This is a genomic window from Hymenobacter armeniacus (genome assembly GCF_014699055.1).
GTDB lineage: Bacteria > Bacteroidota > Bacteroidia > Cytophagales > Hymenobacteraceae > Hymenobacter > Hymenobacter armeniacus.
In genome coordinates this window covers 130,220-152,559 of sequence record NZ_JACXAC010000002.1, presented here as the reverse complement: position 1 = coordinate 152,559, position 22,340 = coordinate 130,220, and the positions used below count along the sequence as shown (strand labels likewise).

19 protein-coding genes are annotated in these 22,340 nt (G+C 62.9%); 6 read left to right on the top strand and 13 right to left on the bottom strand.

What is annotated here, in order from left to right:
- Window positions 1-179 precede the first annotated feature (179 nt).
- A complete protein-coding gene (gene clpB, locus IC234_RS05120; protein ID WP_190922781.1) occupies window positions 180-2,789 on the bottom strand; it encodes an ATP-dependent chaperone ClpB in 2,610 nt (869 codons plus the stop codon).
- A 200-nt stretch (window positions 2,790-2,989) separates the two neighbouring features.
- On the opposite strand from clpB, the gene IC234_RS05115 reads away from it, so the two are divergent.
- The gene (locus IC234_RS05115; protein ID WP_190922780.1) at window positions 2,990-3,895 is read left to right on the top strand and encodes a tetratricopeptide repeat protein; all 906 of its coding nucleotides are present in this window, start codon (window positions 2,990-2,992) and stop codon (window positions 3,893-3,895) included.
- Between the two features lie 110 nt (window positions 3,896-4,005).
- Here the strand turns inward: IC234_RS05115 and IC234_RS05110 are convergent, their stop codons facing one another.
- From IC234_RS05110 to IC234_RS05080, 7 genes are all read right to left on the bottom strand, one after another.
- Window positions 4,006-4,266 carry a Txe/YoeB family addiction module toxin gene (locus IC234_RS05110; RefSeq protein ID WP_190922779.1) on the bottom strand — a complete coding sequence of 87 codons (261 nt, stop codon included), beginning with the start codon at window positions 4,264-4,266 and terminating at the stop codon, window positions 4,006-4,008.
- On the bottom strand, window positions 4,266-4,484 hold the full coding sequence (locus tag IC234_RS05105) for a type II toxin-antitoxin system Phd/YefM family antitoxin (protein ID WP_190923451.1): 219 nt from the start codon (window positions 4,482-4,484) through the stop codon (window positions 4,266-4,268). Before IC234_RS05105 ends, IC234_RS05110 begins: the two co-directional genes overlap by 1 nt.
- Before the next feature lie 100 nt (window positions 4,485-4,584).
- Window positions 4,585-5,001, bottom strand: coding sequence for a type II toxin-antitoxin system VapC family toxin (locus IC234_RS05100; protein ID WP_190922778.1), 417 nt, complete (start codon window positions 4,999-5,001; stop codon window positions 4,585-4,587).
- Window positions 4,998-5,240, bottom strand: coding sequence for a hypothetical protein (locus tag IC234_RS05095; RefSeq protein WP_190922777.1), 243 nt, complete (start codon window positions 5,238-5,240; stop codon window positions 4,998-5,000). Before IC234_RS05095 ends, IC234_RS05100 begins: the two co-directional genes overlap by 4 nt.
- Before the next feature lie 286 nt (window positions 5,241-5,526).
- On the bottom strand, window positions 5,527-6,369 hold the full coding sequence (locus IC234_RS05090) for a hypothetical protein (protein ID WP_190922776.1): 843 nt from the start codon (window positions 6,367-6,369) through the stop codon (window positions 5,527-5,529).
- 613 nt (window positions 6,370-6,982) lie between these two features.
- Window positions 6,983-7,759: an NADPH-dependent F420 reductase gene (locus IC234_RS05085; RefSeq protein ID WP_190922775.1), complete on the bottom strand. Its 777-nt coding sequence runs from the start codon at window positions 7,757-7,759 to the stop codon at window positions 6,983-6,985.
- 167 nt (window positions 7,760-7,926) lie between these two features.
- The gene (locus tag IC234_RS05080) at window positions 7,927-9,441 is read right to left on the bottom strand and encodes a TonB family protein (RefSeq protein ID WP_190922774.1); all 1,515 of its coding nucleotides are present in this window, start codon (window positions 9,439-9,441) and stop codon (window positions 7,927-7,929) included.
- Between the two features lie 81 nt (window positions 9,442-9,522).
- Here IC234_RS05080 and IC234_RS05075 point away from each other — a divergent pair, with 81 nt between their 5' ends.
- Entirely contained in the window at window positions 9,523-10,593 is a 1,071-nt protein-coding gene (locus IC234_RS05075; RefSeq protein WP_190922773.1) for a hypothetical protein, read from the top strand.
- A 213-nt stretch (window positions 10,594-10,806) separates the two neighbouring features.
- On the opposite strand, the gene IC234_RS05070 is transcribed toward IC234_RS05075, so the two are convergent.
- Window positions 10,807-11,385: a hypothetical protein gene (locus IC234_RS05070; RefSeq protein WP_190922772.1), complete on the bottom strand. Its 579-nt coding sequence runs from the start codon at window positions 11,383-11,385 to the stop codon at window positions 10,807-10,809.
- Window positions 11,386-11,840: 455 nt separating this feature from the next.
- Between IC234_RS05070 and IC234_RS05065 the strand changes: the two genes are divergently transcribed.
- On the top strand, window positions 11,841-12,515 hold the full coding sequence (locus IC234_RS05065) for a T9SS type A sorting domain-containing protein (protein WP_190922771.1): 675 nt from the start codon (window positions 11,841-11,843) through the stop codon (window positions 12,513-12,515).
- Window positions 12,516-12,668: 153 nt separating this feature from the next.
- On the opposite strand, the gene IC234_RS22055 is transcribed toward IC234_RS05065, so the two are convergent.
- Both IC234_RS22055 and IC234_RS05055 read right to left on the bottom strand, forming a co-directional pair.
- Complete coding sequence (locus tag IC234_RS22055) at window positions 12,669-13,307, bottom strand: DUF4142 domain-containing protein (RefSeq protein ID WP_190922770.1); 639 nt, start codon at window positions 13,305-13,307, stop codon at window positions 12,669-12,671.
- Between the two features lie 144 nt (window positions 13,308-13,451).
- Window positions 13,452-14,372 carry an NmrA family NAD(P)-binding protein gene (locus tag IC234_RS05055; RefSeq protein ID WP_223827503.1) on the bottom strand — a complete coding sequence of 307 codons (921 nt, stop codon included), beginning with the start codon at window positions 14,370-14,372 and terminating at the stop codon, window positions 13,452-13,454.
- An 84-nt stretch (window positions 14,373-14,456) separates the two neighbouring features.
- On the opposite strand from IC234_RS05055, the gene IC234_RS05050 reads away from it, so the two are divergent.
- Window positions 14,457-16,439 (top strand): T9SS type B sorting domain-containing protein, encoded by a 1,983-nt coding sequence (locus IC234_RS05050; protein WP_190922769.1) that lies wholly within the window; start codon window positions 14,457-14,459, stop codon window positions 16,437-16,439.
- A gap of 45 nt (window positions 16,440-16,484) precedes the next feature.
- Entirely contained in the window at window positions 16,485-17,402 is a 918-nt protein-coding gene (locus tag IC234_RS05045) for a pirin family protein (RefSeq protein ID WP_190922768.1), read from the top strand.
- A gap of 79 nt (window positions 17,403-17,481) precedes the next feature.
- Here IC234_RS05045 and IC234_RS05040 read toward each other — a convergent pair whose 3' ends face one another.
- Window positions 17,482-19,608, bottom strand: a complete 2,127-nt coding sequence (locus IC234_RS05040) for a prolyl oligopeptidase family serine peptidase (protein ID WP_190922767.1) — start codon at window positions 19,606-19,608, stop codon at window positions 17,482-17,484.
- A 148-nt stretch (window positions 19,609-19,756) separates the two neighbouring features.
- Between IC234_RS05040 and IC234_RS05035 the strand changes: the two genes are divergently transcribed.
- Window positions 19,757-20,896 (top strand): hypothetical protein, encoded by a 1,140-nt coding sequence (locus IC234_RS05035; protein ID WP_190922766.1) that lies wholly within the window; start codon window positions 19,757-19,759, stop codon window positions 20,894-20,896.
- 16 nt (window positions 20,897-20,912) lie between these two features.
- On the opposite strand, the gene IC234_RS05030 is transcribed toward IC234_RS05035, so the two are convergent.
- Window positions 20,913-22,250, bottom strand: coding sequence for a PQQ-dependent sugar dehydrogenase (locus tag IC234_RS05030; protein WP_190922765.1), 1,338 nt, complete (start codon window positions 22,248-22,250; stop codon window positions 20,913-20,915).
- Window positions 22,251-22,340: the final 90 nt, after the last annotated feature.

Below are 22,340 nucleotides of genomic sequence, written 5' to 3'. Positions count from 1 at the left end.
ATTTAATTATTAAATAATGTCCTATTGTGCCATTATCTCGCTCAATACACAGTTCAGCCATCACCACCCAATCAAATGGCCATTGCCAAAGCAGCAAAAAACGTTGTCACCACAAACACTGAAAGCCCCGCCAGCACGACGCCGACGGGGCTTCCCATTTACAAAACCGACGCAACTAATTACACCGCTGGCATTTCCACGTTCTCGAATTTCACCGCGCCGTCTTCCAGCACGGCTTCGACCACGGCGTCTTTGCTCACGCGGCCGGAGAGGATGTCCTTCGACAGCTCGTTCAGAATCACGCGCTGGAGCACGCGCTTGAGGGGCCGCGCGCCGAACTGCGGGTCGAAGCCCTGCTCGCCGAGGAAGTCGAGCACCTCGTCGGTGGCTTCGAGGCTGATGCCGGCCTCGGCCAGGCGCTGCTGGATTTGCTTGAACTGGATGTCGACAATGCGGCGGATTTCCTTGCGCTTGAGCGGCTGGAACATCACGATTTCGTCGATGCGATTCAGGAACTCGGGGCGCATGTGCTGCTTGAGGCGCTCGACGACTTCCTCGCGGGTGCGGTCCACCACTTCGTCGTGGTTGTACTCGTTCAGCTCCTTGAAGTTCTTTTGGATGATGTCGGCGCCAGTGTTGGAGGTCATGATGATGATGGTGTTCTTGAAGTTCGCCACCCGACCTTTGTTGTCGGTGAGGCGGCCATCGTCGAGCACTTGCAGCAGGATGTTGAACACGTCGGGGTGAGCCTTCTCGATTTCATCGAGCAGGATGACCGAGTAGGGCTTGCGGCGCACGGCCTCGGTGAGCTGGCCGCCTTCGTCGTAGCCCACGTAGCCGGGAGGCGCCCCGATGAGGCGCGACACGGCGTGGCGCTCTTGGTACTCGCTCATGTCGATGCGCACCATGGCGTTTTCGTCGTTGAACAGGTACTCGGCCAGGGCCTTGGCCAGCTCGGTTTTGCCCACGCCGGTGGTGCCCAGGAAGATGAACGAGCCGATGGGCCGCTTGGGGTCTTGCAAGCCGGCGCGGGAGCGGCGCACGGCGTCGGAGATGGCCGCGATGGCCTCCGATTGGCCGGCTACGCGCTTGCCCAGCTCGGCTTCGAGGTTCAGCAGCTTCTCGCGGTCCGACTGCAGCATTTTGCTCACCGGGATGCCGGTCCACTTGGCCACCACTTCGGCAATGTCCTCGGCGGTCACGACTTCCTGCAGCATCGAGCCGCCGTCTTTGTTGGCGTTGGCTTGGTCCTGCAGCTCTTTCAGCTTGTTTTCGGCTTCCTGAATTTTGCCGTAGCGCAGCTCGGCCACGCGGCCGTAGTCGCCCTGGCGCTCGGCCTGCTCGGCTTCCACCTTGAAGCGTTCGATGGCTTCTTTCTGCTCCTGAATGCCGGTGAGGACGCCTTTTTCGCTTTCCCAGCGGGCTTTCAGGCTGTCGCGCTTCTCGCCGAGCTCGGCCAGCTCCTTGCTGAGCACGGTTTCGCGGTCCTTGTTGTCTTCGCGGCGGATGGCCTCGCGCTCAATTTCGAGCTGCATGATGCGGCGCTGCACCTCGTCGAGCTCCACGGGCATGGAGTTCAGCTCGATGCGGAGCTTGGCGGCGGCTTCGTCCATGAGGTCGATGGCCTTGTCGGGCAGGAACCGGTCGGTGATGTAGCGCGAGCTCAGCTCGACGGCCGCAATCACGGCGTCGTCGGTGATGCGCACGCCGTGGTGCAGCTCGTATTTCTCCTTGATGCCGCGCATGATGCTGATGGCGTCTTCCTGCGAGGGCTCATCCACCATCACGGCCTGGAAACGGCGCTCCAGGGCCTTGTCCTTTTCGATGTACTTCTGGTATTCCTTGAGCGTGGTGGCCCCGATGGCGTGCAGCTCGCCGCGCGCCAGGGCGGGCTTGAGCAGGTTGGCGGCGTCCATGGCGCCTTCGCCCCCGCCGCCGGCCCCGATGAGGGTGTGCATCTCGTCGATGAAGAGCACAATCTGGCCGTCGGAGTCGGTCACTTCCTTGATGACGGCCTTGAGGCGCTCCTCAAACTCGCCCTTGTACTTGGCCCCGGCCACGAGCAGGCCCATGTCGAGGCTCATGATGGTTTTGTCGCGCAGGTTCTCGGGCACGTCGCCGGCCACGATGCGCTGGGCCAGGCCCTCCACGATGGCGGTTTTGCCCACGCCGGGCTCGCCGAGCAGCACGGGGTTGTTTTTGGTGCGGCGCGAGAGGATTTGCAGCACGCGGCGGATTTCCTCGTCGCGGCCAATCACGGGGTCCATCTTGCCGGTGCGCACCTGCTCGTTGAGGTTGCGGGCGTAGCGGTTCAGGCTCTGGTACTGGTCTTCGGCGCTCGGACTGGTGACCTTGCGGCCCCCGCGCAGCTCCTTGATGGCGGCTTTGAGGTCTTTCTCGTTGAAGCCGGTGTCTTTGAGCAGCGTGGCCACGGCATCCTTGCCGCCGAGGATGCCGAGCAGCAGGTGCTCGACGGACACGAACTCGTCGCCCATGTCCTTCATGGCGGCGTTGGCGCGCTGCACGGCGGCGGCGGCCTCGTTGGCGAAGTAGGGCGAGCCGCCGCTCACTTTCGGGTAAGCGGCCACAATGGCGTCGAGCCGCGGGGTGAGGATGTTGAGGTTCGCCCCGAGCTTGCTGGCGAGAAACGAGAAGACGCTCTCGTCGCTCTGGAAGAGGCCCTTCAGCAGGTGGCCCGTTTCGACGGCCTGCTGCTGGTTGCCCCCGGCGATTTCGGTGGCCTTCTGCACGGCCTCCTGTGCCTTGATGGTGAAGTTTTTAAAGTCCATGTTGCTTAGTCTCTAAGTGGGTACTTCGGGTTAGGGAGTTTGTACGAGGGGACTAGCAAACGGGGTGCGAGAGTGGGTTTTCGGACTTTTTGACCACAACGCAAGCCAGAATATGGCCCAAATTGGACAATTTGCCATAATTTTAGCCCAAGTGCTTCCCATTCTCAGCCATTTTGGTATGGCATTTTCGTTCTCCGCACATGGGCTTTTTCAATAAGCTAATCTCTACCGGCTCTTCCCTGTTTACGAAAGACACTCCGGATTATTCGTACGGCTTAATCAAAAAGCTCGGCGTTGTTACAATGCTTCAGACTGAACGCTGGAAGGAGTTTGAAAGCACTATTCTTTCTCTCGGCAGCGAAGATTTAACTCGTCTGCTAGATGGAATTTGTCTAACAGACAAATACGAAGTGACGCTCAGAAATTATTTTACAAGCGTAAAATCAGAAGTAAAAGAGTTGGTTGCAGGCTCTTACTACCTCTTCCTTGCTTGGGACCGCCGGGGCACCAATGTTGGAGCGTCCTTAACTGGCGAGCAAATCGACGGGTTCACTTATTATTTGGGAGAAGCGAATCGAAATTTCTCGGAACATTTCAGCACGCCAATTTTAGAGGCGGAATCATTCGCTCGATTGGTACGTGTCTACATGGGCTTCAGCGATACCGAAGCTGCTCAATCAGCTTTTGCGAATGCAGTGCATTTAGTGCCTGACCATTTACTGGCTCACCTAAATTACTTCAAGGTAACGTCGCCCAAGTGGTTAGGAGATTTGGAAACTATGCAAAAATTTGTGACTCATATTCAGCATAATTCTCTTAAAAACTTATTGCAGCTGATGTTTCTTGTAGAAGCTTACAGTGACATATTCTCTAATAATTCAGTAAAGGATAAAGCGGTTTTACAAAAGCAACACGGAGAATTTATTGCTGATATATTAGCTATAACGGTGGCACCAACAGATGATTCTCTATTATCCATTTACACCCGTAATTATTTAGCTTGTCTTTACCGAATCCTAGGGCACGAAAAAGAAGAGTCCGGGCTTAAAAAGCAATTGGAAGGCCGTCGCACGAATTATCCTTGGGCTTATTTCGGCTGGAATTAGTCGCTGTATTTCCGTCACTTCCATACTACACGCCCCGACACTAGACAGCTACTGTAGCAACTCCCGTTTCTTCAGCGGCGGGGGCGGCGGGCGGGGCTTGGGTGGGGTGTCTACTTCTCGTAGTGGAAGCGGCAGGCGGCAATAAACAGGGTTTCGCCCTGCACCTGATACACCAAGCGGTGCTCGTGATTGATGCGCCGCGACCAGAAGCCGCGTAACTCATTTTTCAACGCCTCCGGCTTGCCCGTGCCTTTGTGGGGCGTGCGAGTGCATTCTTTGATGAGGTCATTGATTTTGTGCAGAATGTCGCGGTCGGTTTCCTGCCAATACAGGTAATGCGCCCACGCTTTTTGGGAGAAGCTGACCAGCATTAGCTCAGCTCTTTCATCGGCACCGTCTGGCCCTGCCGAATTTGCTCAATGGACTCCAGCAATTCGCGGGCATTGGCGGGGTTGCTCAACAAGTACTCCGTTTCGTCCTGCGGCTTGGCTTTCGTGCGGGCCGGCGTGGCTTTCACGAACGGCAGGCTCTGCAGCAGCTCCATCATAAAAGCCGCTTTGTTATCGGGGACTTCCAGCGTGATTTTCATACCATCCAAAACTACGAAGATTCCACTTAGTTCCTGGCGCCTGCCTCAGCTACCCTAGAAGCGCCTGTTTCGCTCAGCAGCGGGGGCAGCGGGCGGGGGATTATGGATTGTCAATCCAGTTTTCCTGCACCAAGCCGGAAATGTCGGCAAAGTGGCGGGTGTTGCGCGTGACAAGGGTGAGGCCGTGCCGGATGGCGGTACAGCCTATCATCAGGTCGAAGTCATCGACGGGGCGTCCGGCGCGACGCAGGCGGGTTTTCTCGGCGGCGTAGTGCTCGAAGCAGTCCGCAATGGGCAAAATGTGGCCTTCAAAGGCGGCACGCAGCCCATTTAGCGCCAGCCGGTTGGCGGCCTGCTTGGTTGGGGCACTATTGGCCACGCCGTACAGCATTTCGGCGATGGTCAACTCGCTAATAAAGCAATTATCGAAGCCAATGCTGTCCAGCTTTTCGACAATACCGTATTCGTTTTTGGTGAAATGAATGCAGATGTTGGTGTCCAACAAATAGTAGCTCATAGCTCTACGTCGCGGTCGCGGAAATGCCGCGATTCCATCAGCATCTTATTGATTTCATCCCCGCTTTCGTCGGACTGCCAGGAACCTGCCAGCGCCAAAAAGCGCCGCCGCCGCTCTTCCTCGGAAACGGTGGTAACCGGAGGCGAAGCCGTGGCCTTCACCCCTAGCCGCTGCGCCAGACTCAGCAGCAAGTGCAGGTCGGCATCATTGGTTGGCTCTAAAACGAGGGTGGTAGTCATAGTGGGCAGATGCTGAATGACGAAGTGAAACAATGCTGCTTCTAAGGCTAAGTTACGCAGAAGCCCGTGTTTCTTCAGCGGCGGGGGCAGCGGGCGGGGAAAACGAACACTTGGGCTTTATCGCAGCACGGCCGGCCGATGGGCCGAGCCCGGCAACCACCAGCACAAAGCCCCGGCCTGCTGCAACAGCAACAGAACGGGGCTTTTTTCCGGGTAGCGGGCTTTGGCAGATGCGTGCGCCGGCACTGCCCGTTTCACGGGTGGCCCGGGTGGCTTCTGCGCCGCATTAGCGGGCCAGGCGGTACACCAAGTTGTTCAGGGAAATACGGTATTGCTCGGGGCTGTCGTCGTAGCTGATGGTGTAGCTCGTGGGGTAATAGCCCGCCCGCTCCACGTATTGCGGCGGCCGGATGGGGATGGGGTTGAAACTGGTCTGGTTGTTCAGCGAGGTCAGGTAATCCAGCGTGAACATGGGCTCCAGGAAGGTGATGTGCCCCTGGTAGCTGCCGTAGATGAACGTTTTGCTGAACACGCCGCCGTTGAACTCCGGCGCCAGCACGTCCACGGAGTGCGCGCCCATGTTGGGCACCAGGCCGGGGCCCATCTGGTAGGCCACCGGCAAGTAGCCCGGCGCCGGAAACAGGTCGAACACCGGCGCGCCGTTCACCACTGGGGCCAGAAAAGGAATGGTGGCCTGGAAAGCTTCCGTTATCATGTAGAAGTGCAGGTCGAAGTGGGGCAGGGTGTAGATGTTGTTGGGCTCGTGGCCGTTGGGATTCCATCCGATTTCAATGTGGTCGAAAGGCGGCACCGCCACCTGCTGCGGCAGCCGGAAGGTGTGCTCGGTGGGCGCCGTGCCCTGCGCCGCCACCGACCTGGCCGATATGTCGACCCCCATCGCCGTGGGCGTCCCGGCGGCGTTCACCGTCACCCAGGCCCGGCCCACCCCCTGGCCCAGCGGCACGGCCGGGCCGTAGAAGGTTTTCTCGGTTTTGGCCGCGCTTTCCGAGCGGGTGCTCAGGTCGGGCTGCACTTCCTCCCGCTGCGAGCAGGCCGGAACAACCAAGGCAATGCCGGCAAGCAGCAGGCCTTTGGTAAGTAAGCTGGCGAAAGAATGGAGTTGTTTCATAATGAAGGATGAAGCTATGGGTTTGCAGATGGCGGTGTTGTGGTTGGCGCACTGGCTTGCGGCCCTGGCCGCTGCGTGAGCTGATGGACCGGGTACCAAGCGGCTCCGGGCCCTGCAGCAGGCGCCTGAACTTGTATTCAGAAAAGGCAGGGCATGTGGCTTCGGTAGCTACCAAGCGCGAGAGCGAAACACGGAGCCAACTGCGGTACCGGTCCCGCAATGGCCTACACCGCCCTGGCCGGAAGGCGGTACGCAGAGAGCCAGAATCAAGCACGGGCGCACTACCCCAGGCAGCCGCCGCATTCATATTATATACAATATTAAATATATTTAAACGCATTTGCAAGCATCCGGCCACATTCCTCCCCTTGCGCCAGCGGCCGAAACAGCACCTTTTCGCCGTATTGCAGCAGTAGCAAGCCTTCTCGCAGCCAAAAAACACGAGAGCTAAACAGAGGCGGCCAGCATGCCTGGCAGCAACGTTGGCTCCGCGCACAACAAGGCCTACCCTGCCCAGACTTTCGGCTTTCTCTGTCTTGAACAAAGCCCAAAAAAAAGAGCCTCGGCTATTGCCGGGGCTCTTTTTTGGGTAATCACAACAACTTGCGGACGGCTACTTCAGCTTTACGCCTTGCGCTTCCATTTGCTTTTCGGCGGCGTTGTGGTTGGCCAAGAACTGGGCGTGCTGCTCGGGCGTGCGCTGGGTGCCCAGGCTGGCCAGGTGCTCGCGCAGCTTGTCGGCGGGCAAGTCGGCGCCGTAGGACGGGGTGCCCGGCTGCTGGCGCCACGACTCGTGCAGGGTGCCGTCGTCCACGGCGTCGAAGCCCAGCTCTTCCACCAGGGCCATTACCTTCTGCTTGGCGGCGGCATCGTCGCCGGCCACGGGCAAGGAAATGCGGCCGGGCGTGCCGGCGGGCACGCCCTTGTTCTGCAGGTGGTCGGCGTAAATGTTGTTGAACACCTTCATCACGGGGCGGCCCAGGTGCTGCTGCACCCACTCGCTCTCGGTAAGGTCGCCGGTTTCGAGCTCCGGAATCTGGCCGTCGCGCAGCATGGGGTAGTAGTTGCTGGTGTCGATGACGGGCACGTCGGCCGGCACGCCCTCGAACAAGTTCTTGGGCAGGTCGGGGATGTTTTTCAGCGGGATGGTGACCACAATGAGGTCGGCGCCCTTGGCCGCTTCTTCGGCCGTGACGGGGGTGGCGCCGGTTTTCTGGGCCACGTCGCCCAGGGTTTCGGGGCCGCGGGAGTTGGCAATTTTAACGGAGTGGCCGAGGCTGGTGAGGCGCACGGCCAGGGCGCTGCCGATGTGGCCGGCGCCGATGATTCCAATGTTCATAACAGTAAGCTGAGCGGGTGATGGATGAGCTGCTTGTTGGCAAAGCGGCATGCGCTAAGACCACCCACCCGGCCAGATTGTTTTGCCCAGGCCCCACGGGCTGCCCCAGACGGGGCCCGGATGGCGCGGCTGCACGCCGGCTCGGGCAGCGCCGGTTTCTTCGGCCAGGCTGGCGCCTTGGCCCGGTTTGGCGACGGACGCAGGCCATCGGCTCTCCCCTACTTCTTTTTGACGGGACTGGCAGCTGGTTTTTTGACCGGCGCGGGAGCCGCAGCCGAAACTGAGCTGGGCGTGAAAGGTACGTCGACGCGCATCTGGATGGGAACGGGGCGGCCGTTTTGCTGGGCGGGCGTGCAGGGGCAAATCTGCGCAAGGGCGTCGAGCACGGCTTGGTCGCAGCTGGTGCATAGGCCCCGCGTGATGCGCGGCTTGCGCACCAGCCCGTCGGCGTCGATGATGTACTCAGCCGACACGGTGCCGTTGATGTTTTCGCGCTTCACGGCCTCGGGGTAGCGCACGGCCTGCTGAATGCTGGGCCCGTAGACGGGGCTGCCGTCCAGAAAGGTGGGCATGCTTTCGGCGTAAGAATACACTTTGTCGCCGTCCACGAAGGGTTTGTTGGGGTCGGGCAGCGGCATCGGAATGTCGACGAACTGCCGGGTGGCCACGGGCTGGTCGGCGTTGTCGCGGGCGGGGGCCCAGGCGGGGAAGGCATTCACCAGGCGCAGGGCTTCGGCGTCGCAGCTGGTGCACAGGTGCGTTTTCAACTCGGCGCCTTCCACTTTGCCCGAAGGGCGCACAATGAACTCGACGCGCACGCGGCCCTGCAGCTTCTCGGTGGCCACCACGGCCGGTACCCGCAGGTTGCGCTTGAGGTAGTCGTACACGCCGGGCGCGGGGAAGGTGGCGTGCAGGCCGCGGGGGTCGGCGGGGTACACGTGGTTGGGCGAGATGAGCTGCAGGGGCAGCGCCAGGTTCACGGGCACGGGCTGGCCCCCTTGCTGGCCGGGCACCAGGCGCGGCAGCTTGCGCACGGCCGCCAGCACGGCCTCGTCGCAGGCCGGGCAGAGGCCGGTCACAATTTTGGGGTCGCGCACGTTGCCCTTGGCATCTACCACGAAGGTGACCTGGACCGGTCCCTCCGACTTGGCGTCGCGCACCTCGGCCGGAAACACCAGGTTTTTCATCACGGCGGCCTGCAGCGTGGTTTTCTCGTTGGGGGCCGGCAGGGTGGGCATCTGCTCCACGTAGCTGTATACGCGGGCGCCGTCGAGGGTGGCCGGGGCGGAGGCCCCCGAGGCCGGCGGGAACGTGGCGGGCACGGTGAAGCTCACCGACACGGCCCGGCCGTTTTGCTTGCCGGGGATGAAGCGCGGCAGCTGGCTCACGGCCGCAACGGTGGCTTCGTCGCAGCCGGCCCCGATGCCCTTCACAACCTTGATGCTCTTGACGCCGCCGGTGGGCGTGACCGTGAACGAGACGAACACGCGGCCGGTCACGTTGTCGCGGCGGGCCTGCTCGGGGTACACCAGCCGCTCCTGAATGGCGGCCACAATGGCCTGGTTGCCGCCGTTGCCGGGCAGCGTCGGCATCTGCTCCACGTAGGTGTACACCTTTTCTTCTTCGGCCTCGCCCTGCGCGGCCGAGGGCCGGGCCAGCGCCAGCAGCACCAGTAGAAAAGCAAAGAACGGGGCCGCGAGGGCCGAAAAAGCATGGCGTAGGCGTGGTTTCATGCTGCAAGTTAGGGGGCAACGCCGCGGCCGGGCCGTCCGGTATCTTTGCCGGAGCCTCCCATTTGTTTGCCCCGCCTCGCCATGAAAACGTCTTTTCTCGCCCTCACGCTGCTAACCGGGGTGCTGATGGGAGCCGGCGCACCGCTCGACGATAGGGCCGAAACGGCCGATACTGACCTCGTGTACGGCGTGCCGCGGGCCGAGCTGTTTCGCAAACACGGCGTGAAGGAGCTATTTGTGGAAAGCGAGTCGTCAGACCAGGGCCGGGCCACCACTGCCCGCCACCTCAACGAGTACCAACTCTTCGACCGCAACGGCCGGGCAGTGCAGCAGGAACGAGCGTCGGAGCGGGTGCTCTCCTACCGCAACGACTGGGAATACAATGCTAAGGGCCAGGCCGTGGCGGGCACTTCTTACCACCTCATCGGCTCGCGCCGCGACACCGGCCGTGCCGACCTGGCCTGGCTGCCCACCGAGCACACCCGCTACGTGGCCGAGGGCACCGAACCCGCCGGCAAAACCCGCTGGAACGCCGAAACCGGCCTGTGGGAGCCCGTCACCCGCCTGCGCACCTGGACCAGCCACGACACCACCTACGTCGAAACCCGCGACGCCCAAGGCACCGTCACGGAGCTGGAGCGGCAGTTTGCCGTGGGGCCGGGCAAAAACACGCAGCGCACCGACAACCTCACTTTTACCAACGGCCGGCCCCGCGAGCCCAAGTTCCAGTACTACCGCCTCGAGAAGAAGCGCGTGGTCGAATCCGGGGAGGTCACCTTCGAGAAGGAAATCCAGGAATACGTGGAGAAGCACCCCGAAACGCTCGGCTACGTGCTGGGCGGCTCCAAGTACGGCTTTCATGCCCTCACCTACCACGTGGCTGGCCTCAAGCCCGGCACGCTCAAGCCCGATTTCAAGCTGCTCTACAACCGCAAAGGCCAGCTCCTGCTCGCCACCGGCTACGGCGTGCGCACGGCCTACCAGCGCGATGCCGCCGGCCGCGCCATCTCCAGCTCGCAGGGCCGGGAAGAGGGCCGCGATGGCACCATCAGCACCTACGCCTACCGCCCCGACGGCCTGCTGGCGCGCGAAACCATCAGCCGCACCGATGGCGCCACCGAAACCCGCTACTATCGATACCGCTTCTTCTAAAACCGCTGCCCACCAGTTGGCGGGGTTTGGCGCCGGGGGCCTGGTCAAGCGGCTGGCCTCTTTGGTGCAAACCCCGACGGCAGAAAGCCCGCCGCCAGGGCCACCCGGCAAAACACCGCGAACTACCGCAGCCGGCGGTTGTGCCGGGCCTGGGCATGACGGCGGTCTAGGAGGGTAGTCAGGTTCATGGCCTTGCGTGGGCGCTGCGGAAACTTATGCCAGGTGCCGGGGCGAGCCAGTGCCCGAAACGTGGGCGGCGCGCTGGAACAGCCAGCCCGACAAGGCCCATATGGCGGCAAAAGCTCCGTTGGCCACCAGCACGTTTGCCAAGTGCACCGAGGGCTCGGCGGCCGCGCCGGTAGGCTTCCAGACAAACAGCGCAATGAGGGTGACCAGCACGTAGGCCAGCGCGGCCCCGAACATGGCCCGCGACATGCCTTGCGGCCGAAACCTCGCCGCAAGGGCCCCGACCAGCGCCACCGCAAGCACGCTCACGTACAGGAGGTTGGCCGGGTTGTCTTCGCTGCCCACCAGGCCCACGGCCAGGTTGGCCCACACCAGCAGCAAGCCGGCGGCTACCGCCACAGCGGCGGCCAACCGGTAGGTGGTGCTGGTGGCCTGGCGCGCCACCAGCACAAACAGGCTGCCCGCGCCGAACAGCAGGCCACCGGCCACCACAAAATCAAACCAAGTCCACTGCACTTCGGCGCTGAACTGCATGGCCACAACGGGAACGAGCAGCAGAGCAGCCGTAGCCAGGGCCACAAAAAGGAAGCTTTTGGAAAGAGACATGCTGGTATGGATGAAGGGTGAAAAAAGATGGGTGAATGGCCGGTGGCGCCCTCAGTCTGCCCCTGCCCCGCCGGGTGCCGGCTAACGACCAGTGCGGCGTAAATGAGTGCAACACAAAAGTATTAAAAAGAACTTTGCATTTCAAAGAACAAGATTCAAATAGTGGTTTTCATTTGAAAAATGATGCCGCCGTAAAGCAGCGGCGCTGCTGTAGGAACGATGGTGGCCAGGTAGGCGATTGGCCCTGAAAAAAGAGCATAGGCGGAGACTGGCCGGGGCCAAAAGCCGGTTTTGCCCGACGCCAAAAACCGCCAAAAACCGTGGCATTGCGCAAACGTTAGCGCAAACGTGCTGAATTACACGACTATAAAATTTTTCTAAACGTCATACACTGAATTATAAGACGTTGTAGCTTTGAAACATAAATTCCTACTCAACCCTTAATCCCAATACGCATGCAAAATTTTACTCTTAAAGCCACGCTGTTTTTTGCATTCCTGCTCTCGGCCTCGCTGAGCAAGGCGCAAACCACCATCACGACGGTGGGCATCATCGGCTCGGCTACGCCCCGCACGGCCACCAACACGACGGGCTGGGACGCCTCGACGCCCATGACCCGCACCGTGGCCGGCGGCAACGACTGGACCGTTACGCTGCAACTGACGGCCGCTACGGGCTCGAACGAAGTGAAATTCCGGGCCAACGACGCCTGGACCATCAACTGGGGCGCCGCCGCCTTTCCCTCGGGCACCGGCGTGCAGGACGGCCCCAACATCGTCATCCCCACCGCCGGCCGCTACCTGGTGCGCTTCAACAGCCAGACCGGGGCTTACTCGTTTTCGATAGTAACGGCGGCCAAAACCAGCAACGATTTCGTGCTGCGCATGGCCCTGGCCCCCAACCCCGCCCGCGGCAACGTGAGCGTGGTGTACGACCTGGCCAAAGCCACCACCGCCTCGGTGAAGGTGCTGAACCTGGTGGGCCAAACGGTGCGCCAGCTGGCGCCGGTGCAGCAGGGCGTAGGCTCGCAGCAGCAGGAGCTGGCCCTGCAGGGCTTGGCCGCTGGCATCTACCTGGTGCAGCTGCAAACCGCCGACCAAGTGCAAACGACCCGCTTGGTGGTCGAATAGGCTTCGGCAACACTACCGGCCAACGCCGCGAACCTGGGCTCTGCGCCCGGTTCGCGGCGTTTTTTTTTGTGCCCGGCCGCCACAAAAAAGCCCCGGCCCGTGCAACTGCACGAACCGGGGCTTTGGCTTTTCCCACATCGGGGAGTTGTGAGCCTAGTTCGCCTTTTTCTCCAGGCTGTTGGCCATGTCATAGTGCGAGCGCAGCAAGGGCAGCGTTTTGGTGGCAAAGGCTTGCACGTTGGGCGATTCGGCGGCTTTGCTCTTCACCTCAAACATGGCCACGTCCATCTGGTGGGCCTTTGCCATGAGGTCCATGTACGTTTCGTCGAAACTTTTGCCCGACTTGTTCAGCAGGCGGTCGGCCATGGCTTGGTGCACGGGCAGCATGGTGTCGGGCATTTTCACGCCCAGCGGCGCGGCCACGGCCTTGAGCTCTTGGCTGGACTGGTTGTGCTGGCTCACCATCATCTGGGCGTACTTGCGCACGTCGGCGCTGGTGGCCTTCTGCGAGGCCATCTGGCCGGCCCTGATTTCGAGCATGTCGCTGCTGGCGGCATTCGTCAGGAATGCGGCGTCCTGCATGGTGGCAAAGGTGTTCACGAAGGCCGTGGCGTCGGCGCTGGGGTCGGTGGCAGCGGTGCCGGTGCTGGCATCCGGGACGGTGGCGGCACCGGGTTGGGCGTCGGCGGCGCTGCTGGTGGCCGTTTCGGAAGTGCCGCTGGTGCTGGTGCTGCTGCACGCCGCGCTCAGGGCAAGCACGCCGGCCAGTAGAAATGCGGGAATTGCTTTCATCGTTTTCATCGAAGTTGGGGTGAGGGTGATTGGCTATATACGACAAGTAGCAAGCCGAGGGATACTGATTTCAGCATTTACCAGCTGTCTCCCCTTTTCCAATGCCCTACGGATGAATCTATTCCAACCGGCCTCCGCTTATTTCTACGCGTGGCGCGCGGCCAGCACCTCCCGCACCGATGTCCAGTGAATGTCCGGGTAGCGGGCGTTGTCCAAGTGGGCAAACGTGGGCCGGCCCGAAAACATGTTGTGCATGTACTGCATGCCCTGCCAGGCCGGAAAGACCTCCTCCGGGGCCGGCGCCAGCGTGCGCGCCACACGGATGAGGGCGCCCAACACCCACAGGCCGCCGGCCCGCAGCAGCTTGTATGGCCGGCCGGTGGCCTCGGTGGCGGCGCGCTGCAGCCCGCGGGCGCTGGCCACCTCGCCGGCCACGCGCAGGTAGCGCGGCGTACTGGGGTCGAGGGCCGCGGCGGCCGTGTATTCGGCGGTGTTGTCAATGGTGGTGAAGTCAAGCGGCTGGTCGGCGTCGCCGTAATACAGCACCCGGCCGAGGCCGAACAGCACCACTGGCGCCTGCCCGGTGAGCAAGTCCGTGAACATGCCGTTGAGGACGGACGTGGCCTGAATGGGGGCTTGGTCGAGGCGCTGGTTGAACTCGCGGCGCAGGTCGAGGTTGCGGTTGCTGCCTTCCGGCAGTTTGGTGTAGTCGATGCAGAAATCCGACGGAATGAAGCGCGGCACGCCCGCCGCCACGGCCGCGTCGAGCAGGCGCTTCTGGCCGTCCACAATCACCTCGCGCAGCCCCGAGAGGGCCGACACCACGCAGGCCGCGCCCGCGCAGGCCGTGGTGAGGGCCGTCACGCTGCCAAAATCAACTTCCAACACCTCCGCGCCCAGGTCGCGCAGCACGGTGGCTTCGGGCTTGAGATTGCCGGGACGGACCAGTGCCCGCACTGCGGCACCGCGGCGGAGCAGCGCCTGCGCAATGCGAAAACCTAGGTCGCCGGTGGCGCCGGCCAGCACCACGGGGCCGGCGTTAGAGGAAGAGGAAGAAGTTGTCAAATGGAACGGACTGAAAGTGTTTGAAAATTAACCATTAGCTTGGGATATGGTTAGCTTTTAACCGTACTGCCCTTTCCAACCGCTATGTCAAACTTTTCCATACGCAGTATTGCGGGTGTGCTGTTGTGGCTGCTGAGCGTCCTGCCGGCCGCTGCCACCCACTTGGTAGGTGGCGAGCTGAGCTACAAATATTTGGATGCGAACGGCTCCCGAGAAACCCCCTACCGCTACCAGATTACCGCCCGCATCTACCTGAATGCCTCCACGTCGAACCTGGGGGCTACCAGCACCATCGGGGTGAGCTCGCGCGCCGCGGGCATGCCGGTGCTCACCCAGCAATCTGTGGGCTACACCAGCATGACAAGCATCTCGCCGCCCGCGGTGCCGGGCTGCCCCGTGCAGGTGCCCGAGGTGGTGCTGGGCATTTACACCGTCGTCGTGGAGCTGCCGCTGGTGAGTGAGGGCTACCAGGCCTTTTATGCGGCCTCGGCCCGAAACGCCGGCATCACGAACATTCAGAATCCGACGCAGCAGTCCATGTCGCTGACGGTGGACATGACGCCGCCGGCTATTCCCAACACCTCCCCCGTTTTCTCCACCACGGCCCTGAATGTCATTTGCGTGGGCGACACCAATGCCCTGCTCAACAACGCCTACGATGCCGACGGCGACCGGCTGAGCTACGCCTTTGTGGCGCCCAACAGCAACGGCCTGGGCTCTTCCATTGCGTACGCGCCGGGCTACAGCGCGGCCCGGCCGTTTGGCAGCAACGGCTACGCGGCGCTGGACGCGCGCACCGGGCTGGCGCGCTACGTGAGCCAGCGCCAGGGTGTGTTCCTGCTGGCCATCGACGTGTCCGAATACCGGGTCGTGAATGGCCAGGAAATGCTGCTGAGCACGGTTCGCCGCGATATTCAAATTGCCGCCCGCGTCTGTTCGGTCGCACCCAATCAAGCTCCGGCATTTAGTGCGGCCAGCCTGGCGCAGCAGGATTTCACCGTGCGCGAAGGCCAGCGCCTCGACTTCAACATCACCGCCACCGACCCCGACCTGCAGCCCCTCGTGATGACGGTGCGCAGCGTGCTGCTGGACGGCGCCGGCCCCATCGATGCGACCGTGAACGGCCAGCCCGGCGCAGGCGTGCCCGGCAGCATCAACAGCGCGGTCGACGTCACGGGTACCGGCACCGTAACGGCCGCGTTCCACCTGACGGCCGGCTGCGGGCAGGCCCGGCCCGCGCCCTACGATGTGCTGGTCACGGTTTCGGACCAGGTGTGCGGCAGCAAAAGCATCGCCGGCGTGTTCCGCATCACCGTGGTGGGCGATGCCCCGCTGACCCGCGTGCGGGGCGACTCGGTGCGCTGCGTGCAGAGCACCGGCACGTACACCGCGTTCGGGCCAGCGTTTGGCCAGTACCGCTGGACGGTGCGCGGCGGCGAGGTTCTGGGGCCCGCCACCGGCCGCACCGTGCAGGTGACCTGGACCACGAGCGGCCCGGGCACCGTGGCGGCCCAGGGCATTGCCCCGGGCGGCTGCCCCACGGTGGCGGCTACGCAGGCCGTTACGGTAGTGCCCGGCCCAATTATAAAGGGCCCAAACGTGTACTGCCGGGCCACTAATAGCGGCCTACACTACACCGTGGACGGCCCGGCCGCGGCCTACCAGTGGAGCATCGACGAGGGCACCATCGTGAGCGGGCAGGGCACCAACAGCGTGGTGGTGGACGTGGTGAAAGGCGCCAGCACAACCCTGCGGGTGGAAGCCCCGAACTCCACCCAGTGCCGAACCGGCGCCCTGCGCATCAGCCCCGACAGCCGGTGCCTGGCCTTCTACAACGTCATCACCCCCAACGGCGACGGACAGAACGACCGGTTTGTGATTGAGAACATCGAGCAGTACCCCAACGCCACGCTCACCATCTTCAACCGCTGGGGCCGCCCGATTTACCAGTCAACGAACTACCGCAATACCTACGACGGCGAAAACAATGTACCCGGCGTGTATTACTACTTCTGCCAACTGCCCGATGGTACCCGCTACAAGGGCTGGTTTGAGCTGGTGCGATGAGCTGCCACGGCGCGATATTGCTTCTAATTTAACTGCTGCATTGCCATGCTCGACCTTGTAGTTGATGCCCGCCCGGCCGCCCTGGCGCCGGGGTTCGACGTGAAACGCATCCTTCCCTACCGGCTGCGGCGCATGCTGGGCCCGTTCATTTTCATGGACCACGCCGGGCCGGTGGACGTGGCGCCCACGCAAATGGCCAGCCTCGACGTGCTGCCGCACCCGCACATCGGCCTGAGCACGGTGAGCTACCTGTTTGGCGGGCAGGTCACGCACCGCGACAGCCTGGGCGTGCAGCAAATCATCCGGCCCGGCGAAGTGAACTGGATGACGGCCGGCTCCGGCATTGCCCATTCGGAGCGGTTTGAGGACCCGGCCGCGCTGGCTGGCGGCGCCCTCGAAATGATACAAACCTGGGTGGCCCTGCCCGAAGCCGACGAAGAGCAGGCCCCCACCTTCGCCAACTACCAGCCCCAGGAGCTGCCCATCTTCACCGACACCGGCGTGTGGATGCGCCTGATTGCGGGCGACGCCTTCGGGCTGAAAAACGACGTTAAGACGCATTCGCCGCTGTTTTACCTGCACGTGGTGCTGCAGGCGGGTGCCCGCTTCGGCTTGCCGCGCGGCTACCCCGAACGCGGCGCCTACGTGGCCAAGGGCCGCGTGGAAGTAGCCGGCCGCGTGTACTCGGCGGGCCAGCTGCTGGTTTTCACGCCGGGGCAAGACCCGGTGCTGCTGGCCCGCGAGCCCAGCACGCTGATGCTGCTGGGCGGCGAGCCGCTGGGCGAGCGGTTCATCTGGTGGAATTTTGTGTCGTCGCGCCGCGAGCGCATCGAGCAGGCTAAGGCCGACTGGCAGGCCGGCCGCATTGCCCTCCCGCCCAACGACAACGCCGAGTTTGTGCCGCTGCCGCAGGACAAAAGCCGCCCCGCGGGCTCGTCACCGGCCCCGCAGGCCCTTTCCTGAACCGAGCCACTCGACCACAAAAAAAGGTCACGCCATCGGGCGTGACCTTTTTTGTTAAGCGGCCCCGTCGGGCGGCCGGCTAGTTGTTCTGGTAGGGCGTCACGCCCATGTTCTGGAACATGAACGACCATTTGTCGGTCTGCTCCCCGATGACCTGGGCCGTGGAGCGGCCCGCGCCGTGGCCGGCTTTGGTTTCGATGCGGATGAGCACGGGGGCGTCGCCCTTCTGGGTTTCCTGCAGGCGCGAGGCGAATTTGAAGGAGTGGGCGGGCACCACCCGGTCGTCGTGGTCGGCGGTGGTCACCATGGTGGCGGGGTAGCTGGCGGGCTTCAGGGCGTGGTAGGGCGAGTACTTATAGAGGTACTCAAACATTTCCTTGGAGTCCTGGGCCGTGCCGTAGTCGTAGGCCCAGCCGGCGCCGGCCGTGAACTGGTTGTAGCGCAGCATGTCCATCACGCCCACGGCCGGGAAAGCCACTTTGGCCAGGTCGGGGCGCTGGGCCATGGTGGCGCCCACCAGCAGGCCGCCGTTCGAGCCGCCCGAGAGGGCCAAGTGGTCGGTGTCGGTGTACTTGTTGGCTTTCAGGTACTCGGCGGCGGCAATGAAGTCGTCGAACACGTTCTGCTTCTGCAGCTTGGTGCCGGCCAGGTGCCACTTCTCGCCGTATTCGCCGCCGCCCCGGATGTTGGGCACGGCGTAGATGCCGCCGTTTTCGAGCAGCACAATGTTGGAGGTGCTAAAGGCCGGCGTCACGCTGCTGTTGAAGCCGCCGTAGGCATAAAGCAGCGTGGGGTTTTTGCCGTTCAGCACCAAGCCTTTTTTGTAGGTGATAATCATCGGCACACGGGTGCCGTCCTTGGAGTTGTAAAACACTTGCTTCGACTCGTATTTGCTGGGGTCGAACTGCACGCCGGCCTTCTTGAACACCGTCGATTTGCCGGTGGCGATGTCGTACTTGAAAATGGTGGGCGGGTAGATGTAGGACGTGAACGTGTAATACGTTTCCTTCTCGTCCTTCTTGCCGCCAAAGCCGCCGGCCGAGCCCACCGAGGGCAGGGCAATGGTGCGCTCCTTCTTGCCGCTCATGTCGTATTGCTCGATGAGCGAGGTGGCGTCTTTCAGGTAGTTGGCGAAGAGCTTGCCGCCCACCGAACTCACGTGCAGCACGTTTTGGGTTTCCGGAATCAGGTTTTTCCAGTTGGCGGGCTTGGGGTTGGCGGCGTCCACGGTCACCACGCGGTTGTTGGGCGCGCCCAGGTCGGTGAAGAGGTAGAGCTTGCTGCCCACGTTGTCGATGACGTCGACGTTGTTCTTCTCGTTGTCGACCACCTGCACAATGGGGCTGTTGGGCTTGCTCAGGTCCTGGATGTAGAGTTCGTTGCCGGTGGTGGTGTTGGCGCCCGAAATCACGAGGAAGCGCTGGTCTTCCGTCACGCTGCCGCCGATGTAGCGACGCGGCGTTTTCTCGCCGCCGAAAATCAGCTTATCGGTGCTCTGCGGGGTGCCCAGTTTGTGGTAGTACAGCTTGTGAATCTGGGTTTTGCCGGCCAGCTGGCTGCCGGCCTTGGGCTTGTCGTAGGAGCTGTAGTAGAAGCCGTCGTTGCCCTTCCAGGCCAGGCCCGAGAACTTCACGTCCTTCAGCGTATCGCCCACAATGGCCTTGGTGTCGGTGCGCAGCACGATGACCTTGCGCCAGTCGGAGCCGCCTTCCGAAATCTGGTAGGCGGCCAGGCTGCCGTCTTTGGTGAAGCTCAGGCCGGCCAACGAGGTGGTGCCATCCTTCGAGAAAGTGTTGGGGTCGAGAAAGACTTCGGGCTTGCCCTCGCTGCCCACTTGGCGGTACACCACCGACTGGCTTTGCAGGCCGCTGTTTTTGGAGAAGTACGTGTACTTGCCCTCCTTATAGGGCGCGCCGTACTTCTCGTAGTTCCACAGCGTTTCGAGACGCTTGCGCACGGTTTCGCGGAACGGAATCTGGGCCAGGTAGTTCTGCGTCACCTTGTTCTCGTCCTGCACCCAGCTTTTGGTGTCGGGCGCCTGGTCGTTTTCAAGCCAGCGGAAGGGGTCGGCCACCTTGGTGCCGAAGTAGGTGGTCACGGTGTCCACCTTCTTCGTCTGCGGGTACGGCAGGGTTTTGATGGGCGCTTGGGCCTGAGCGGCGGTGCTCAGCAGCAGGGCAGCCAGGGCAGCGTAGTTGCGTTTCATGGATGGGCGTTGAGTGAATAATGCGGGTAAATTAACACACAGCGGGCGCCGATAGGGCCATCCGGGCACGTAGCCGGCGGCGGGCGTTACTTTGTTGCTTCATCTGCCTAAATGCCGTCCCATGCGCGTTGGTTTCGTTGTTGCCGGAATGTTGCTGCTGGCCAGCTGCGACCAAAACACCGCCAGCCGGCAGGAAACGGCCACGCGTGCGCCCCGGCACGCCCCGGCCGATGTTTTACCCCCCGCTCCCCTGGTCGCCCCAGACACGGCCCTGCCCTACCGCCTGCTGCCCGGCTTCGGCGATTCGGTGCAGGCGCCGCCGCTGGTGCGCATCGGCACCGAGGATTTCCGGGTGCTGGCCACGGCCCGCACCGACAGCGCCCGGCCGCTGCGCTACGTGCCGCCGCCCCAGCCCGGCACCGACCCCAACGACTCAACCCAAAACAGCATCGGCAGAGGCTTCGAGGGCGTGTACACCTTCCGGCTGCTTCAGGCCAACGGCCAGCCCCGTTTTGTGCGCCAGCTCAAGAAATCCGATTTCAAGGCCCTTATCAGCGAAGCCCTGGCGGTGGAAAGCGAGGTGACCGCGCCTTCCTTCGCGGGCTACCTACCCGCGTTCAATGCGCTGGCGTTTGAAATCAGCTTTTACCCGCCCGAAAGCGACGCCGGCGGGCAGGCCCTGGTGCTGCTGGACGCCGCCACGGGCCGCGTGCGGCACAAAAGCCTCGCCCGCTGGACCGACGGCTGCAACTCGCTCCTGGCGCTCTCGGCCAATGGCCGCACCCTGCTCAGCAGCACCGAGCTGCTACAAGCCAACGGCCACGTCACTTCGCTCGAAAAGCCGGGCCGCACCATTCTGGGCACGCTGCTCATCAACGACCAAACAGCGCTGGTGGAGTACGGGCCCGGCTACGACCGGCGCGGCCAAGACGTGCCCCTGCGCGGCCCCAACGCCACGCTGCTCGACGCCAGCGGCCGCGTGCTCAAAACCTTCACCCTCGAAAGCATCGAGGCCGGCTTGGGCTCCCAGATACTGGCCCGCTACCTCGCCCAAACGCACGCCTACTACCTATTCGACGAGACCCACCGCCAGCTGGCCGTGATACCGCGCGACCAGCCCACCCAGCTCCAGCTGCTAAAGCTGCGGCAGATGGCTCCCTTCCGGGCCCCGCAGCGCCCCACCGAGGTCAAAATTGTTTTTGAGACGGAAACGGGTGCGCACGCGGCGTTCTACCTCGACACGGTGAGCAAGCAGTTTCGGTATACCCTACGCAAGCCGGCGTATTGAGCGGCGTTTTGCGCCGCTATTTAGCGCTCACCCGCCAGAGTTTGTCGGCGGCGTCGTCGGCCACCAGCAGGGAGCCGTCGGGCAGGGTGGCCACGCCCACGGGGCGGCCGTAGGCCTCTTTCGAGTCGCCACCGGCCAGGAAACCGGTCAGGAAATCTTCGGGCGGGCCGCTGGGCTTGCCGTTGGCAAATGGCACAAACACCACTTTGTAGCCCGAGTACTGCGAGCGGTTCCAAGAGCCATGCTCGCCGATGAAGGCGCCGTTGCGGTACTTGGCTGGGAAGGCGTCTTTGTCATAAAAAGCCAGGCCGAGCGCGGCCACGTGGGCGCCCAGGGGCACGTCGGGCACCAGGGATTTTTGCACCAAATCGGGCCGCTCGTTTTTGCGGCGCGGCTCTTCGTTCTGGCCGTAGTAGGCGTAAGGCCAGCCGTAGAAACCGCCTTCCTTCACGCTGGTGAAATAGTCGGGCACCAGCTCGTCGCCCAGCTCGTCGCGCTCGTTCACCACCGTCCAGAGGGCGCCGGTGCCGGGCTGCCACTGCAGGCCAATGGGGTTGCGCAGGCCGCTGGCGTACACTTTCTCGTCGGTGCCGTCGGGGTTGATTTGCAGAATGTTGGCCCGGCGCACCTCCTCGGCGGTGCCGTGCTCCTGCACGTTGCTGCTCGAGCCCACGGTCACGTAAATTTTGGCGCCGTCGGGGCTGGCCAGCAGGTTGCGGGTCCAGTGGTTGTTGTAGCCGCCCTTGGGCAAGTCCAGGATGCGCTGGCCTGAGCCCGTGATGTTGGTGGCGCCCGACTGGTAGGGAAAGCGCAGCACGCCGTCGGTATTGGCCACGTAGAAATTATTGCCCAGAATGAGCATGCCGAAGGGCTGGCTGAGGCCGGCCAAGAAGGTGGTGCGCAGGTCGGGGCGGCCGTCGTGGTTGGTATCGCGCAGCAGCGTGATGCGGTTGGCGCTGCGGTCGCGCAAGGAGCGGGACTTGTCCAGCTTGAGCTCGGCGGCCACTTTCTTGGTTATGGTCATCGGGACGGTGCTGGCCTCGGCCACCAGCACGTCGCCGTTGGGCGCCACGTACAACCAGCGCGGGCTGTCGAACTGGCCCGCGTACTCGGCCACGGCGAAGCCAGCCGGCGCGGTGGGCGTGCGGCCAGCGGGCCAGGGCACAATTTCCACGCGGTGGCTCACCGATTTGGTGGCGTAGGGCGCCGGCAGGTGCACCGCTTCGGCGGCGGGCGTTTGCACGGTTTGGGCCGGCGTGTTGGCCTGGGCTTCCTGCTTTTCTTCTTTGCTGGGGCCGCCGCAGGCAGCCAGCAGGGCCAGGCCCGCCAGGAGTAGAGGGTGAGTGTTGCGCATCGGGGAAGGAGTAAGCACCCGCAGCCAAGGAATCTCGGCCGCTCGGGAGTGCTTTTTTACTTTGCCTCCGCAAATTGGTTGCCGCGCCCC

Excerpts from the sequence above, each read along its gene's own strand:
- clpB (WP_190922781.1), bottom strand. The coding sequence starts at position 2,789 with ATGGACTTTAAAAACTTCACCATCAAGGCACAGGAGGCCGTGCAGAAG.
- IC234_RS05115 (WP_190922780.1), top strand. The coding sequence starts at position 2,990 with ATGGGCTTTTTCAATAAGCTAATCTCTACCGGCTCTTCCCTGTTTACG.
- IC234_RS05110 (WP_190922779.1), bottom strand. The coding sequence starts at position 4,266 with ATGCTGGTCAGCTTCTCCCAAAAAGCGTGGGCGCATTACCTGTATTGG.
- IC234_RS05105 (WP_190923451.1), bottom strand. The coding sequence starts at position 4,484 with ATGAAAATCACGCTGGAAGTCCCCGATAACAAAGCGGCTTTTATGATG.
- IC234_RS05100 (WP_190922778.1), bottom strand. The coding sequence starts at position 5,001 with ATGAGCTACTATTTGTTGGACACCAACATCTGCATTCATTTCACCAAA.
- IC234_RS05095 (WP_190922777.1), bottom strand. The coding sequence starts at position 5,240 with ATGACTACCACCCTCGTTTTAGAGCCAACCAATGATGCCGACCTGCAC.
- IC234_RS05090 (WP_190922776.1), bottom strand. The coding sequence starts at position 6,369 with ATGAAACAACTCCATTCTTTCGCCAGCTTACTTACCAAAGGCCTGCTG.
- IC234_RS05085 (WP_190922775.1), bottom strand. The coding sequence starts at position 7,759 with ATGCCGCTTTGCCAACAAGCAGCTCATCCATCACCCGCTCAGCTTACT.
- IC234_RS05080 (WP_190922774.1), bottom strand. The coding sequence starts at position 9,441 with ATGAAACCACGCCTACGCCATGCTTTTTCGGCCCTCGCGGCCCCGTTC.
- IC234_RS05075 (WP_190922773.1), top strand. The coding sequence starts at position 9,523 with ATGAAAACGTCTTTTCTCGCCCTCACGCTGCTAACCGGGGTGCTGATG.
- IC234_RS05070 (WP_190922772.1), bottom strand. The coding sequence starts at position 11,385 with ATGTCTCTTTCCAAAAGCTTCCTTTTTGTGGCCCTGGCTACGGCTGCT.
- IC234_RS05065 (WP_190922771.1), top strand. The coding sequence starts at position 11,841 with ATGCAAAATTTTACTCTTAAAGCCACGCTGTTTTTTGCATTCCTGCTC.
- IC234_RS22055 (WP_190922770.1), bottom strand. The coding sequence starts at position 13,307 with ATGAAAGCAATTCCCGCATTTCTACTGGCCGGCGTGCTTGCCCTGAGC.
- IC234_RS05050 (WP_190922769.1), top strand. The coding sequence starts at position 14,457 with ATGTCAAACTTTTCCATACGCAGTATTGCGGGTGTGCTGTTGTGGCTG.
- IC234_RS05045 (WP_190922768.1), top strand. The coding sequence starts at position 16,485 with ATGCTCGACCTTGTAGTTGATGCCCGCCCGGCCGCCCTGGCGCCGGGG.
- IC234_RS05040 (WP_190922767.1), bottom strand. The coding sequence starts at position 19,608 with ATGAAACGCAACTACGCTGCCCTGGCTGCCCTGCTGCTGAGCACCGCC.
- IC234_RS05035 (WP_190922766.1), top strand. The coding sequence starts at position 19,757 with ATGTTGCTGCTGGCCAGCTGCGACCAAAACACCGCCAGCCGGCAGGAA.
- IC234_RS05030 (WP_190922765.1), bottom strand. The coding sequence starts at position 22,250 with ATGCGCAACACTCACCCTCTACTCCTGGCGGGCCTGGCCCTGCTGGCT.